General features: G+C 55.5%; 15 protein-coding genes, 3 tRNA genes and 1 other RNA gene. 18 read left to right on the top strand and 1 reads right to left on the bottom strand.

What is annotated here, in order from left to right:
- Positions 1–18: 18 nt before the first annotated feature.
- A complete protein-coding gene (typA, locus tag VLY20_08445) occupies positions 19–1,848 on the bottom strand; it encodes a translational GTPase TypA (protein ID HUK56668.1) in 1,830 nt (609 codons plus the stop codon).
- 253 nt (positions 1,849–2,101) lie between these two features.
- On the opposite strand from typA, the gene VLY20_08440 reads away from it, so the two are divergent.
- The 18 genes from VLY20_08440 to VLY20_08355 all read left to right on the top strand — a co-directional run bounded on the left by VLY20_08440 (position 2,102) and on the right by VLY20_08355 (position 13,422).
- Positions 2,102–2,581 (top strand): DUF2155 domain-containing protein, encoded by a 480-nt coding sequence (locus VLY20_08440; GenBank protein HUK56667.1) that lies wholly within the window; start codon positions 2,102–2,104, stop codon positions 2,579–2,581.
- A gap of 43 nt (positions 2,582–2,624) precedes the next feature.
- Positions 2,625–2,698, top strand: a tRNA-Arg gene (locus tag VLY20_08435).
- Positions 2,699–2,826: 128 nt separating this feature from the next.
- Complete coding sequence (gene tadA / locus VLY20_08430; GenBank protein HUK56666.1) at positions 2,827–3,279, top strand: tRNA adenosine(34) deaminase TadA; 453 nt, start codon at positions 2,827–2,829, stop codon at positions 3,277–3,279.
- An 88-nt stretch (positions 3,280–3,367) separates the two neighbouring features.
- Positions 3,368–3,459 (top strand) — tRNA-Ser (locus tag VLY20_08425).
- Between the two features lie 101 nt (positions 3,460–3,560).
- A tRNA-Ser gene (locus tag VLY20_08420) sits at positions 3,561–3,653 on the top strand.
- 106 nt (positions 3,654–3,759) lie between these two features.
- Positions 3,760–3,858: signal recognition particle sRNA small type (gene ffs / locus VLY20_08415), an RNA gene on the top strand.
- Between the two features lie 29 nt (positions 3,859–3,887).
- The gene (dnaX, locus tag VLY20_08410) at positions 3,888–5,645 is read left to right on the top strand and encodes a DNA polymerase III subunit gamma/tau (GenBank protein ID HUK56665.1); all 1,758 of its coding nucleotides are present in this window, start codon (positions 3,888–3,890) and stop codon (positions 5,643–5,645) included.
- A gap of 173 nt (positions 5,646–5,818) precedes the next feature.
- Entirely contained in the window at positions 5,819–6,133 is a 315-nt protein-coding gene (locus VLY20_08405; GenBank protein ID HUK56664.1) for a YbaB/EbfC family nucleoid-associated protein, read from the top strand.
- Between the two features lie 20 nt (positions 6,134–6,153).
- A complete protein-coding gene (gene recR, locus VLY20_08400; protein ID HUK56663.1) occupies positions 6,154–6,759 on the top strand; it encodes a recombination mediator RecR in 606 nt (201 codons plus the stop codon).
- Positions 6,760–6,835: 76 nt separating this feature from the next.
- A complete protein-coding gene (locus VLY20_08395) occupies positions 6,836–7,687 on the top strand; it encodes a hypothetical protein (protein HUK56662.1) in 852 nt (283 codons plus the stop codon).
- An 88-nt stretch (positions 7,688–7,775) separates the two neighbouring features.
- Positions 7,776–8,441: a carbon monoxide dehydrogenase beta subunit family protein gene (locus VLY20_08390; protein ID HUK56661.1), complete on the top strand. Its 666-nt coding sequence runs from the start codon at positions 7,776–7,778 to the stop codon at positions 8,439–8,441.
- Position 8,442: 1 nt separating this feature from the next.
- On the top strand, positions 8,443–9,669 hold the full coding sequence (locus tag VLY20_08385) for a transketolase C-terminal domain-containing protein (protein HUK56660.1): 1,227 nt from the start codon (positions 8,443–8,445) through the stop codon (positions 9,667–9,669).
- A gap of 37 nt (positions 9,670–9,706) precedes the next feature.
- The gene (locus VLY20_08380; protein ID HUK56659.1) at positions 9,707–10,603 is read left to right on the top strand and encodes a thiamine pyrophosphate-dependent enzyme; all 897 of its coding nucleotides are present in this window, start codon (positions 9,707–9,709) and stop codon (positions 10,601–10,603) included.
- A gap of 14 nt (positions 10,604–10,617) precedes the next feature.
- On the top strand, positions 10,618–11,304 hold the full coding sequence (locus VLY20_08375) for a 2-oxoacid:acceptor oxidoreductase family protein (protein HUK56658.1): 687 nt from the start codon (positions 10,618–10,620) through the stop codon (positions 11,302–11,304).
- A gap of 82 nt (positions 11,305–11,386) precedes the next feature.
- Positions 11,387–11,608 carry a pyruvate ferredoxin oxidoreductase gene (locus tag VLY20_08370; protein ID HUK56657.1) on the top strand — a complete coding sequence of 74 codons (222 nt, stop codon included), beginning with the start codon at positions 11,387–11,389 and terminating at the stop codon, positions 11,606–11,608.
- Between the two features lie 75 nt (positions 11,609–11,683).
- Positions 11,684–12,496 (top strand): FHA domain-containing protein, encoded by an 813-nt coding sequence (locus tag VLY20_08365; GenBank protein ID HUK56656.1) that lies wholly within the window; start codon positions 11,684–11,686, stop codon positions 12,494–12,496.
- A gap of 28 nt (positions 12,497–12,524) precedes the next feature.
- Entirely contained in the window at positions 12,525–12,809 is a 285-nt protein-coding gene (locus VLY20_08360) for a hypothetical protein (GenBank protein HUK56655.1), read from the top strand.
- A 97-nt stretch (positions 12,810–12,906) separates the two neighbouring features.
- Complete coding sequence (locus VLY20_08355) at positions 12,907–13,422, top strand: roadblock/LC7 domain-containing protein (protein HUK56654.1); 516 nt, start codon at positions 12,907–12,909, stop codon at positions 13,420–13,422.
- Positions 13,423–13,448 lie beyond the last annotated feature (26 nt).

Raw genomic sequence — 13,448 nt, 5'->3', positions numbered from 1 at the left:
GCGAACGGACGTTCGCCTCTACTCCGTTTTGTTCCGCGCCCGTTTGCGGTCGTGCTCGGACAGGAGTTTTTTACGGAGACGGATGGTGGACGGCGTGACCTCGACCAGTTCATCGTCCGCGATGAACTCGATCGCCTGTTCGAGCGTCAGGAGACGGGGCGGCGTTAGGGTGACCGCCTCTTCGGCGCTGGTGGAGCGGATGTTCGTCAGGTGTTTCTTCTTGCAAAGATTCACCACGATATCGCCCTCGCGCGAATTCTCGCCCACGATCATGCCTTCGTACAGTTTATCGCCCGGCTTGATGAAAAGCGTTCCGCGTTCCTGAATATTGTGCATCGTGTAGGGAACCGCCTCGCCCTCTTCCATCGAGATCAGTACGCCGCGGTTCCGCGAAGGGATCTCGCCCCGGTGGGGCTGGTAGTTCAAAAACATCTGGTTTAAGATGCCGGTACCTTTCGTGTCGGTTAAAAACTCGCCGCGATAGCCGAACAGCCCGCGGGCCGGAATTTCGAAGAGGAGATGGACCCAGCCGTTGCCGTGGTTGACCATGTTTTTCAACTCCGCCCGTCGCGGCCCAAGCCGCTCCATTACAATTCCGACGTACGATTCCTCGATATCGATGTACACCTGTTCGATCGGCTCCAGACGCCGGCCGTTGACCTCTTTGAAGATCACCTCCGGCCTGGAGACGGCCAACTCGTAGCCCTCGCGACGCATGTTCTCGATCAGGATGGACAGATGCAGTTCGCCGCGGCCGGAGACCCGGAAGGCGTCGGTGCTGTCGGTCTCCTCGACGCGCAACGCGACGTTCGACCGGAGTTCATTGAACAGCCGCTCCCGGAGATTCCGGGAGGTGACGAATTTTCCCTCTCGACCGACGAAGGGGGAGGCGTTGACCATGAAGAGCATCGAGATGGTCGGCTCGCCGATCGCCAGCGGCGGAAGCGGCTCCGGCTTTTCTATATCCGCCACCGTGTCGCCGATCTGAATGTCCTCCAGCCCGGCCACGGCCACGATGTCGCCGCTGCGCGCTTCATGGATCTCGACCCGTTTTAATCCCTCAAACCCCATCAGTCGGCTGATCTTTCCCGTTTCGACATGTCCGTCCGGACGAACCCGCGCCACGATCTCATTGAGCCGGATTCTTCCCCGGACGATCCGGCCGAGGGCGATCCGGCCGATGTAGTTGTCGTAGTCCAGCATCGTGATCTGGAGTTGGAGCGGTGCGGCTTCATCCGCCGGGGGGGAGGGAATCTTGGACAGGATTGTTTCGAACAGGGGGATGAGGTTCGTGTCGGGGTCTTCCAACGCGTGTTTCGCCACGCCGGTCTTGGCCGAGGCATACACAACCGGGAAATCCATCTGCTCATCCGTGGCGTTGAGCTCCATGAAGAGATCAAAGACGAGATTTAAGACCTCGACCGGACGGGCGTCGGCCCGATCGATTTTGTTGATCACAACGATGGGTTGAAGGTCGAGTTCCAAAGCCTTGCGCAGCACGAACCGGGTCTGCGGCATGGGGCCCTCGAACGCGTCCACAACGAGCAGGACGCCGTCGACCATGTTCAGAATCCGCTCCACCTCGCCCGAGAAGTCGGCGTGGCCGGGTGTGTCGACGATGTTGATCTTGAAGTCTTTGTAGCGGATCGCGGTGTTCTTCGCCAGGATCGTGATCCCGCGCTCCTGCTCCAGGGCGTTGGAGTCCATGACCCGCTCGCCCACCGTTTCGTGAGCCCGGAAGGCCCCGCCCTGCTGGAGCATTCGGTCCACGAGAGTCGTCTTTCCATGGTCCACGTGTGCGATGATTGCGATGTTTCGAAGATCGGTGCGTCGTGCAATAACGGTCATGTCGTCGTCAATCCTTTCGGTTCATTAGAATGTCAACGATGCAGGGGAACAAAAATCCCCAAGCGAACTTGGGGTTGATGTTATATTAACAGGTTCCGGTGTCGACGTCAAGGCCGGCGATGGCCGGTCCCCTAAAGTGAGCAGCTTTTTTAATTGCAATCCGATCGTGTTTTCCTTAGAATACGCTCGAATGATTTTGAAGGTGAACGGAGACCGGATGATACAAGCTCGGAGGTCTGTCGTTGGACTGTTGATGACCGTAATTCTGATGGCGGGTTGTCAAAAGAAAGGAACGCTTCCTCCTCAACCCCAGGCCTCACCCTCCGCGCCTCCTCAGCAAACCATGCCGGCGGACGTTCCGCCCATTTCGGGCGCTGCGCCTGCCGTGATTCCGGAGTCATTGAAGGGAAAATGGACGGCCGTCAAGCTCATGGTGGAGGATAAAAAGGAGAACCGTTCGGAGGAGTATGTCGTTAAGCTGGGAGGAAAATTGGCCATCCCGTCCTCTTCCCTGGTGGTCCAGGCGGAGGAGTTCCTGCCGGATCTTACAATCGATGGGGCGACGTTTACAACGGCCTCGAGCGAGTTAAAAAACCCCGCCGTTCACGTTAGAATATTGGACAACGGCAAAGAGATTTTTAACGGTTGGCTGTTCCAGCTCTTTCCGGCGGTACACCCGTTTCAACACGAGCGGTATTCGATCACGTTGCGCGACAGTGTGGCCGCATCGTAGGGACGAACGGCCCTTCATCCCTACGACTCAGTTGTGAAGACCTGCGCCCGTAGCTCAGCTGGATAGAGCGTCTGACTACGAATCAGAAGGCCGGGGGTTCAAATCCCTCCGGGCGCATGAATTATTGCGAAGCAAAAATTCAGAGCATTGGAGCATTCGACATTGGAACAATGAAGAAGGCTAGCAAAGCGGTCTAATGTTCCAATGATCTATTTTCTGAAATGATCCCTATAGACGATAAATTTATGGCTTTAGCTTTGGAGGAAGCGCGGCGGGCGGTGGAGGATGGCGAAATTCCCATCGGTGCGGTTGTAGTATATAATGGAGAAATCATTTCGCGGGCTCACAACCTGCGGGAGGGGCTTCAAGATCCAGCAGCCCACGCCGAGATCTTGGCAGTTCGCGAGGCAGCTCGAAAACTCGGCCGCTGGCGATTGACGGGGACGACTTTGTACGCGACGCTTGAGCCCTGCGCCATGTGCGCCGGTGCACTGGTGCTGGCCCGTATAGACCGTCTGGTCTTTGGTGCCGATGATCCCAAGGCCGGCGCCTGCGGTTCCGTGTTTGATCTTGTGCGCGACCCGAGACTGAATCATCGGATGGAGGTTTTGGGCGGGGTGATGGGCCGGGAATGCGGGTCGGTGCTGAAGGAGTTTTTTGAAAATCGCAGAGAAGAAAATGGAGCAATAGAGAAATAGACCGCATTCTCACACTAATATTATCCGGTTCTAATTTCTGTTGCGCCATTGTTCGAATGCTCTGTAAAATTTGCAGAGCAATTTTTACGGAGAGGTGGCCGAGCCCGGCTGAAGGCGACTGCCTCGAAAGCAGTTGTGGGGGAAACTCCACCGGGGGTTCAAATCCCTCCCTCTCCGCCAACAATTTTCTGGAAGGGGATTTGCTCTCAATCTAGGATGGTTGCAAGTTGCGTTTCCGGTGGGGAATCGTCCATGGCAAATCCTACTACATTCTAAAACATGGAGAGGTGCAGGAGCGGCTGAACTGGCACGCCTGGAAAGCGTGTAGGGGGTCACAAGCTTCCTCGAGGGTTCGAATCCCTCCCTCTCCGCCAATACTTTCCCAAAGCGAAAGTATTTCCCATTGACCATTTGCGATTTACGGGGTTAAGAGGAAAACGTGGTGAATGGTAAATAGAAAATCGTAAATCGTTTTAAAAAGGCCGGGCCCTGTGCGACGGAAGCTTGCAAACCCCGCCAGGTCCGGAAGGAAGCAACGGTAAGCAAATACTTCTGGGTGCCGCAGGTCGCCTGGCCTTTAAAGTTTGGCTCGAAAGCGGTTGTCACGTATGGAATACCAAGTCTCGGCCCGAAAATGGCGACCACAGACCTTTGAAGAGGTCGTGGGACAGACCCATGTCGCCCGAACCCTGATCAACGCGATTCGACAGGGTCGGATCGCGCATGCTTATATGTTTTCCGGGATGCGCGGGGTGGGTAAAACCACCATGGCCCGGATCCTGGCCAAGTCCATAAACTGCGAGATCGCGGTCAAAGGACCGCCGGTTGCTCCTTGCCAGGTCTGTCCTTCCTGCCGGGCCATCACTGCCGGCCAGTCTGCGGACGTCATCGAGATCGACGGGGCATCCAATCGCGGGATTGACGAGGTGCGCGAGTTGCGGGAGGTCGTCAAATACGCCCCCATGGCCGGGAAATACCGGATTTATATTATAGACGAAGTCCACATGCTGACGAAGGAGGCCTTCAACGCTTTATTGAAAACCCTGGAAGAGCCGCCGTCACACGTCGTCTTCATCTTCGCCACGACCGAAGATCACAAAATTCCCTCTACGATCCTCTCCCGCTGTCAGCATTTTCATTTTAAGCGCATCACGCGCCAGGAAATCGTCACCCAGCTGGAACGCATCATCCGGGAAGAGGGCATCCGCATTGCGAGGCCGGGACTGGGAATGATCGCGAAGGCCGCGGACGGCAGCTTGCGCGATGCGCTGAGCTTTTTGGACCAGGGCGTGGCTTACGGCGGCCAAGAGGTGAGCGATCAAGATCTTCAGGTGATTCTCGGTGCGGCGGGTCGAGAGTTGCTTGTGTCCATGGTCAAGGCGATTCTGGGCCGCCAAACGGCCGAAGCTCTGCGACGGGTCAAAGAGTTGGCCGATCGTGGGATGGACTACCGTCAGTTTACGGGGGAGTTGCTGGAATATCTCCGTCACTTCGTGATGGTCAAGTCAACCCCGGAGCCGGAGGAGATGATCGATTTATCTTCGGAAGAAGTGGACGAAATCCGACAGCTTGCATCCCTCGCCGGCATCGAAGAGTTGCAGCGGCTGTTTGGGATTTTCTCCTTGGCCCTGGAATCGTTTCGTGGAACGGTCTATCCCGGTTTTATCCTTGAAATGGCCGTGATCCGCGCCACCCAGATTCAGCCTCTCGAATCGTTTGAAACGTTACTGGAACGGCTCCGTTTTCTTGAACAGTCTCTTGTCGAAGGCGGCTCCGAAAGGCGGGGCGTGCGAATTCCCACCGGTGCGCCATGGGGGCCGAAAGCCTCTCCACCCCCTGTTCAAACCCCGGAGACGACGGATGCGGAATCGATGTCCGCCGTTCAACGACCCCAAACAGGACCGGTCCGTGGAAATGCCATGGAGATCCGATCCGAATCATCCAGCGGGTCCGAATTGCCCTTGGAGCTCTGGGGGACCGCGATGAAGCGCCTTCTTCAGGAAAAGCCAAACGTCGGTTCCTATTTGCAGAAGGGGGTTGTTCAGGAATGGGCCTTTCATGAAGATAAAGATCTTTTAGTGATCGGCTACGACGAGGGGGCAGCCGTCTTTGCCGATTTTATTCAGAAAGAGGAAAACCAACTGGTCATCGCATCGGTGCTTCGAGAGGTCTTTGGAAAACCGGTTGAGTTGAAGGTCGTCCGCCAGCAACGCTCGGCCGATGAGCGACAACAACTGAAGCTCAAGCAAGATCAACAGGCGCAACAACAGCGCAAGCGGATTCAACAAGAAACCTTAGCCCATCCTTTGGTCAAAGAGGCGCTGAATATTCTCGGTGGTGAAGTGATCGATATTAAAGAATCGTAGCCGACCTCCGAAAAAATCCATCCGCTTTGTTCTTGGTTTCTCGAAGATCCTCGCGTACGGTCTTTACGCTCCGATCTTCTCGGTGCCCGCAGCCTCCCATTTTGAGGATTTTGGGCAGCCCCAAAATAGATGACCGTTTTCCAATATCCACATTTAGCATAAGAAAGGGAAATATGACCAAATTCGGTGACATGATGAGACAGGCCCAAGCCCTTCAGGAGAAGCTGGCCCGGTTGCAGGAGGAGGCTGGCAAAAAGACGGTCGAGGCCACGGCCGGCGGTGGGATGGTGACCGTGGTGGCGAACGGAAGGCAAGAGATCGTTTCGATCAAGATTGATCCTGAGGTGGTCAATCCTCAGGAGGTCGAAATGCTTCAAGACCTTATTCTTGCGGCCGTCAATGAAGCCCGGCGCAAGTCCCAGGAGCTCATGGCCGAGCAGATGAAAACTCTGACCGGCGGGATCCAAATACCGGGCTTGTTTCCATAGCACTGCCAGGGGGACCGCGGATGGAAGGAACGTCTCAAAACCCGCTCGACCGATTGATTGACGAACTCAGAAAACTGCCGGGCATCGGTCGGAAGACGGCCCAGCGCTTGGCTTTTTTTCTTCTCAAGCTGCCTGCCGAAGAAGCTCGAGGGATTGCCCAAGCCATTCTGGATGTCAAGGAACGCCTCCGGTTTTGCCGTTGGTGCAATAACATATCGGAAGAAGAGGTCTGCCGCTTCTGCGCCGATCCTTTGCGTGATCGCACGCGGATTCTTGTTGTCGAAGAAACCAGCACACTGTTTGCCATCGAGCGCACAGGAGAGTACAAGGGCTTGTACCATGTCCTCGTGGGAAGTCTTTCGCCGCTGGACGGTCGAGGGCCCGCCGAAATCAAGGCTCAATCTCTTCTTGATCGGCTTAAACTGGGAGAGACCAAGGAGGTTATCATCGCCACCAACCCGACGATCGAAGGGGAAGCGACGGCGATTTACCTCACGCGGCTCATCAAGCCCACCGGTGTGAAGGTCACACGGATCGCCTACGGGATTCCGGTCGGCATGGATTTGGAATATGCGGACGAGGTCACTCTCATCAAATCACTCGAAGGCCGCCGCGAACTATTGTAAATTTGTCCATTTCGCCCGAATTCTTCTAAAAAACAGCTTGACTAAGCACTTGGTGCATGTTACATTGTTACATACAATGAGTAACTTGGAACAATATCCTATGCAATTCAAGACGTTTGGAGAGTGGCTGCGGCATTATCGGCTTCGGAAAGAGATCAGCCCGTTTAAAATGGCTGAAGCGTTGGGCTACAAACGCGTTTCGGCGATTTACAATTTTGAGTACGGCATTGCACCGCTGCCGCTTACAAAGTGGCCGGCCATGGCCGGTGTGCTTCAACTCTCGATGGAAGAATTTTTGAAAATCATGGAGCGATATTCCCCGGACAAGGTCGGCGAATTCCGGCTCATCCGCGGAACCGCCGCCCCGTTTGAGGGGGGGGTATCTGGAAAATTCGTTGACGGCGATGAAGAGTCCCTATCGATGATCGTAGCGAATCCGGAGTGGGTGGCGGACAATCATGTTAGGGTCTATAGAGTGACGGATGCAGATATGGTTTTTGTCACGCGCGGAATCTGGGAAGACTCTCTGCTCGTGGCTATGGATCTCCTCCATCGTCATCGGGGACTCCGGTTGGGGTTAGTTCAGGTGATTGACGAGACTCCTTTCCCGGCGGCATCGGTTGTGACGGCACTGAAAGAGGTCAAAACCCTCTGTGTTCTGGAACCTGAGGAGGAGGCAAGGAAACAACAGAGGGCATTAACCGCTTGCGTCAAGGCCGCTTTTTTGGACGCCCTGACTGGTGCGGAAGGCTATCCGGAGATTCACCGCGTGCCCAAGATCTTTTCGGTCATGGTGCAGCCATTTTTGGAGGAATGGACGACCCGTGGGGTCGGGAACATTATCCGCTATCTTGAGGAAAACGGTCGCCAGAGACACCTATCCGTAAAAATGGAACAAGCTGTTTCAGTTTCGATAAAAAGACGTTGACAAATGGAGCAGAGGGCGTTTAAATTACATAATAACACGGACGAAGATACCCAGAGGGACACACCCGAGACCTGAGAAAGGACGCGTTATGCAGTCGGAAAGATACAGAGTGCTTGCAGGGCCCGAGGCCTATTTTACACCCGGCGCCGCCCGGATGGGAATTGTGCTCCCGGAGCCGGGGGAAGGTCATATTGAAGGCGAGATTGTTTCGGAAGAACAGGCGCTGGAATTTGCGGCCCGGAAACTGATCGAAGCCAAGAACCCCACGATACATCCGGGTCCGCTGGTACTCTGGAACTGGAACGAGAAGGCGGCCAAAAAGGCGAAAGCCATTAAGATCCTGGCCGATGTCATTCCGGCACGGATCATTCCGATGGCCGACTATCGGCCCAAGTATCCCAAGATCAATCCCGAGGTGGAAATCAATCCCAATCATCCCAACTTGACGATCTGGCACAATAAAGAAGATGTCTGCATATTTGTCGGTGTTCACTGTCACATGGCCAATCTTTCTCTCAAAATTATCCGAGGGGGAACCAGCTGCTTTACCATCGCTCTGTGCGCCCAGGCCGGCCATGAGGACGCCAACCTATCTATTCGGGATACTTCGCCCGAGAAAATTCTGCGATTGGCCGAGTGGGTCAGCAAATTGAAGGGGATCCCTTGGGTCCGACCCGCGGAGAAAGAGACCGGAAACGGAGCCGACCGGCACCGCGACAACGTTTTTGTAAGATTATCCGATGGAGGAGGCTAAAATGGCCAACGAATTATCTGAAGTTCAGAAGAGCCTGATCGGCAAACAAAACAAAAAAGGTCAGACCTATACGGATCCCAACCATCTCTTCTTCGAAGCCCCTCGCACCGCGGCCTTTTACACCGGTAGCGAAGTGATCAAGGAAGCGATCCGACGGGCGAGCGTGGATGTGATGGTGGCCTATCCCATCACGCCCCAGAGCGAAGCGGCGGCGTTGATCGGGGAGCTGTACGCGGAGGGGTACGTCGGCGATTATATGCGCGGCGAAAGCGAGTTTGCGGTAATGAGCCAGTGCGCCGGGGCCGCGTTCGGCGGGGCCCGGGTTTTTACGACCACGGCGGGCCCGGGCACGATGCGGGCCTTTGAGAATTTTCCCATGTGGGTTGGATCCCGTTTGCCGATCCAGATGATTGTGACCTGCCGGGGTATCAACTCGCCCCTGAGCATTCAGCCGGATACGCTGGAGATGTATTTCCTGTTGGGAACAGGGATGCTGGTGTGGCATGCCGAGACGGCCCAGGACTTCTTCGACTGGATGTTGAAGGGGTACATCGTTTCCGAACAGCCGGATGTTCATCTGCCTCTCGCGCTGTGTTGCGACGGGTTTTTTGTAACCCACACCAAAGATACGGTGATGCTCACGCCTCCGGAGATGTGCCTTCCTCCCTATGATCCCTACCGTTCGCCGGTGGTCTGCATGGACATGGAATGCCCGCCCGTCCGTATGATGCGGGATCCTTTTATAATGAAGTCCAACTATATCAGTTACATGACCCATGCCTCCTGGCAGGAAGAAACCCGGTCGGCCTGTGAACGGTCGCGAAAACATACCATTCCGTTGATCGGGGGCCTGATCGAGACCGAGAATACGGATGCGGAGATTTTGATCGTGGCTTCGGGAACCGCCGTATCCCAGGGCCGGGAGGCCATCCGGCTGCTGGAGGATGATGGAATTCGGGTCGGATTGGTGAAGGTGAAAAGCCTGCGTCCTTTCCCGTTTGAAGAACTTCGGGCGGCCACCAAGAATGCCAAACACATCTTCGTTCCGGAATTTAACGTCGTAGGATGGTTGGCCCAAGAGTTGAAGGCCGCTCTTCCGGACAATCATCGAATCATTGCCGGCCCCCATGTAGCGGGTGGAATGACGATGCCGGCCGAAGTCATCGCGGAAGAGATTCAGAAAACCCTGGGTCGGCATGTGGCGACCTTGGCGGGAAGGGGCAGCTGATTTCTAACGTTCTAAAGCGAAAATAAGGAGAAGTGTCATGAGCAAAGAAAAGATTCAGATCTGTCCCGAGTTTTTTGATATCATGCCCCCGGAGTATCGCGATCTGGTCGAGCAATCCACCTACGGGAATGAGGACCGTGGCTGGAAAGATATCGGGAACAGCAAAGAGCTGATCGAGGCGCATTCGCTTTGCGCCGGCTGTCCCGAGTCGATGGCCTTCCGATACATCCTCGCTTCCCTTCCCAATCCGGAAGACACCGTGATGGTCGGATCCACCGGTTGCACGAGCCTTGTTTTCCCCATGGTGGCGGTGCACAACATCCATTCATTGTTCGGCAACCAGAACGCCGTTGCCAGCGGACTCAAACGGGCTCTCACCGTCCGATTCCCGGACCGGATCAAGGACGTGGTGGTGCTGGCCGGCGACGGGGCGACGGTGGATATCGGTCTCGACATGACGTTGCAGGCCTGGTTCCGTCAGGAAAAATTCACGACGATCTGTTTTGACAACGAGCTCTATGCCAACACGGGCGGACAGGAATCCGGTCTGATGCGCAAGGGTTTCGTGGCCAAGATGGCTCCGACGGGCAAGAAGTTCGACAAGGTTCGGTTGCCTGAGATCGCGCGGGAGTCGGGCTGTTGTTACGTCGTCAACCTGACGGTCAGCAAGCCTTCCTTGGTGGAGAAGGTGATCAAGAACGCGGTGCTGCTGGCCCGCGAGGTCGGGCCGACCTACATTCAGATGTACACTCCTTGCATCCTTGAGATCGGCAAGAACAGCATGGAAGGCCTTCAGGAGATGCGCGATTCCGAAAAGCCGGGCGAGCGCTTCAATTACAAAGAGTACATCACCGACGAAGCCAAGCAGTTTCTGGCCGACATCGAGGCGAAGAAAAAGACGGCGGCCATTGCGGCGACCCAGCCGGCAGCATAAGAGGGAGCATCGCCATGTTGAAGAAACGCACGAATATTCGAATGTCCGGATTGGGCGGCCAAGGGGTGGTGACCTCGGCCCACGTGATGGCCATGGCCGCCAACAAAGACGGGAAATTTTCGATTTCGAATCCTTTCTTCGGAGCCGAGAAACGAATGGCCCCGGCCGAGAGTTACTGCCGGATCGGCTCCGAGCGGATTTATGATCGGGGAGAGCTTGTCTATCCGGATATTATTATGGTATTCCATCCCCAGGTGATCACTCTGCAGAAAAGTTACACGGCGCCTTTCTATTCGGGCATCAAAAAAGGCGGGTTGTTGATCATCAATTCCAATTCGGACCTGCTGAACGATGAAGACAAAGAGCATCTGAAGGAATTGAACGTGGCCGTCTACACGTTTGACGGCACAGCGCTGGCGCTTGAGATCGCCGGAACCGAGTTGGCCTCGAATATGGCCATGATCGGCGCGGTCACCGGCATTTCCAAGGTGGTGACGATGGAGGCGGTGGACCAGGCCATTCAAGAGCGGTTCGGCAAGAAGTACGTGGCCTCCGGAGGAACGGCCACGCTGGATGAGGCGATCAAGAAGAAGTTCGCCAAGAAGGAACAGTTGCTGCAGAAGAACATGGCCACGATCAAAAAATCGTATGAGTTGGCCTCCGCTTGGGCCGAGAACCGGAAATTGGCCGTGGCCGTCTAACCAGAGGGTTGGTCCCGTGTATAATATCGCCTATGTAGAAGATGAGAAGTGTGTCGCCAATAAAGGATGTCGGCTTTGCATCATGTACTGCCCGGAAGCTGACTGCATCAAGCTCGATACCCGGAAAATGAAGGCGTTTGTGGTTATCGAGCGCTGCAAAGGATGCGAGCTCTGCGTCGTGGTTTGTGACGCGGCCAAGCACAATGCGATTATCATGGCCCCCGTCGATGGCGCCACCGGCGAGATCATGCTTGACAAGCATAAGGCCGAAGCGGCCGCGCTCGGCCAAGCCTACCAAGGGTAATCACGGCCATCCACAAGCAAAGCCCCCCTCGCGTCATCGCTGTGGGGGGGAATTCCTCTTGGATTCGGAGAGACGATGGAAATAACAACAAACCCGCAAACCCCGACTGTCGCCCCGCCCTCTTTAAAAGACCTTATCTTAAAAACGCTGGAACGGGAACCCCACCGGGCCTTTCTGGCCGAAGATCTGATTCTGCTTCTCAAGTTGCAATCTCCTAAGGATCCGCAAAAGCAGGCCCAGACCGTGGAGCAGATAAAGTCCCATTTGCATGGTCTGGTTGAGGACGGTCGGATCACGGAGGTCGCGGCCGGTCTGTTTAAATACCGGCTTTTCTTCGAATCGGAAAAGAGCATCGAGCATGCCTTTATCGGGGGAATGGGGAACAATCGCTATCGGTTTCATTCCCCCATATTTCGACTCAATATCGGCGTTCTCTCGGTCTATTTTATCCGAGACCCGAAGAAGGGGGACTGGTACATGACCGTCCGGGATACCACGATCGGGAGGGATTACGGCCTGGTCCGTCGCCTTCGCGACGGTCAGTATCTGATCGGAAACCGTCCCGCCGCCGCGGAGGAGAAGGGTTATATTCAAATTTCCGGGAGGTATATCGAGAAAGAACATTTGACCCTCGCGATATCCGGTGATGAAATAAACATCGAGGACCACAATACTCCAAACGGGACGCGCATCGACCTTCTCACGAAAGACGGCCTGGCCCGTTATCAGCAGGCCGCCCAGGCCTTCTTGAAGGCGGCCGAACCGGCGAGCCGGCAGGATCCCGTTGCAAGGGGACGGTTCGCGCTGGAGCAGCTCCTGCGCCATCATCAGAACCTAGAGACGACGTTCTTCGGAGCCGTGGTCGATTCGGTGTTGTTGGCCGGTTAGGCATCCCGAAAACTTCAGGAAACCGCTGGTGGATAATCAAGAAATCCGGGAATCCATCGTCGAAGTCACCCGAGCGATCGAGAATCTCAACCGGGCCTTTGAGAAGCGCGCGGCCGAATTACAGCAGGCGGGCGACGTCGATGGACTGCAGCAATGGACGAAAGCCTGTTCGGCCATGCACGACAGCGGGAACATCTACGTCACCTGGGCCCGGCACTACGCCCGCTTGTCCGAGCCCGCCGGCTCTTCAGAAGAAGAAAGCGGGTTTCTGGACGAAGGGGCCGTCTGGGATGAAAATTCATCCGGACCCTGATCCGCCCTCGGCGCGCCGTTTGAATCCGGCGCTTGCAACCTCCTTATAATTCCTCTATAATTCCATAGATTTTTTAAACCACGGGAGAGGTTGAAGTATGCCCGATCCTGGATTGATCATGTACGAGGAGGAGTTCAAGCAAATCGACGCCGAGCTCCGCCGGCTTCACCAACAGGCCAACGCCAAGGTCACGTTTCTGGTGGATAAGAACGGCCAGCTGATTTCGGCGATCGGCGAGACGGAAAATCTGGACACCACCTCTCTGGCCTCTTTGACGGCGGGGAACATCGCTGCGACCGGCGGAATGGCCAAGCTGTTGGGTGAGAAAGACTTCTCGATTTTATTCCACGAGGGGGAGCGGGACAATATTCATATCTCGCTGGTCGGCCGGGTCATTCTCGTCGTGATCTTCGACCAACGGTCTTCGTTGGGACTGGTGCGTTTGCGGGTTAAAAAAAGCGTTGAGGTCCTGGGTCAAATCTTACAAAAGATCCTGCAAAAAGTGGATCAGGTCAAGGCTCCGACCGCCGCAGGCGGCGGGACACCCAAGGAGTCGTCGAAGTCTCCTTTCGCCGAAATTACGGAAGATGACATTGAAAAGCTGTTTGGCTGATCGTCTGCACTCGGTCGGGGTTTAAC

The organism is Nitrospiria bacterium, assembly GCA_035517655.1.
Classification (GTDB): Bacteria; Nitrospirota; Nitrospiria; order JACQBZ01; family JACQBZ01; genus JACQBZ01.
Note: the sequence above shows the minus strand (reverse complement) of the source record. Positions and strands in the feature narration are given on the sequence as shown.

Excerpts from the sequence above, each read along its gene's own strand:
- typA (HUK56668.1), bottom strand. The coding sequence starts at position 1,848 with ATGACCGTTATTGCACGACGCACCGATCTTCGAAACATCGCAATCATC.
- VLY20_08440 (HUK56667.1), top strand. The coding sequence starts at position 2,102 with ATGACCGTAATTCTGATGGCGGGTTGTCAAAAGAAAGGAACGCTTCCT.
- tadA (HUK56666.1), top strand. The coding sequence starts at position 2,827 with ATGGCTTTAGCTTTGGAGGAAGCGCGGCGGGCGGTGGAGGATGGCGAA.
- dnaX (HUK56665.1), top strand. The coding sequence starts at position 3,888 with ATGGAATACCAAGTCTCGGCCCGAAAATGGCGACCACAGACCTTTGAA.
- VLY20_08405 (HUK56664.1), top strand. The coding sequence starts at position 5,819 with ATGACCAAATTCGGTGACATGATGAGACAGGCCCAAGCCCTTCAGGAG.
- recR (HUK56663.1), top strand. The coding sequence starts at position 6,154 with ATGGAAGGAACGTCTCAAAACCCGCTCGACCGATTGATTGACGAACTC.
- VLY20_08395 (HUK56662.1), top strand. The coding sequence starts at position 6,836 with ATGAGTAACTTGGAACAATATCCTATGCAATTCAAGACGTTTGGAGAG.
- VLY20_08390 (HUK56661.1), top strand. The coding sequence starts at position 7,776 with ATGCAGTCGGAAAGATACAGAGTGCTTGCAGGGCCCGAGGCCTATTTT.
- VLY20_08385 (HUK56660.1), top strand. The coding sequence starts at position 8,443 with ATGGCCAACGAATTATCTGAAGTTCAGAAGAGCCTGATCGGCAAACAA.
- VLY20_08380 (HUK56659.1), top strand. The coding sequence starts at position 9,707 with ATGAGCAAAGAAAAGATTCAGATCTGTCCCGAGTTTTTTGATATCATG.
- VLY20_08375 (HUK56658.1), top strand. The coding sequence starts at position 10,618 with ATGTTGAAGAAACGCACGAATATTCGAATGTCCGGATTGGGCGGCCAA.
- VLY20_08370 (HUK56657.1), top strand. The coding sequence starts at position 11,387 with ATGTACTGCCCGGAAGCTGACTGCATCAAGCTCGATACCCGGAAAATG.
- VLY20_08365 (HUK56656.1), top strand. The coding sequence starts at position 11,684 with ATGGAAATAACAACAAACCCGCAAACCCCGACTGTCGCCCCGCCCTCT.
- VLY20_08355 (HUK56654.1), top strand. The coding sequence starts at position 12,907 with ATGCCCGATCCTGGATTGATCATGTACGAGGAGGAGTTCAAGCAAATC.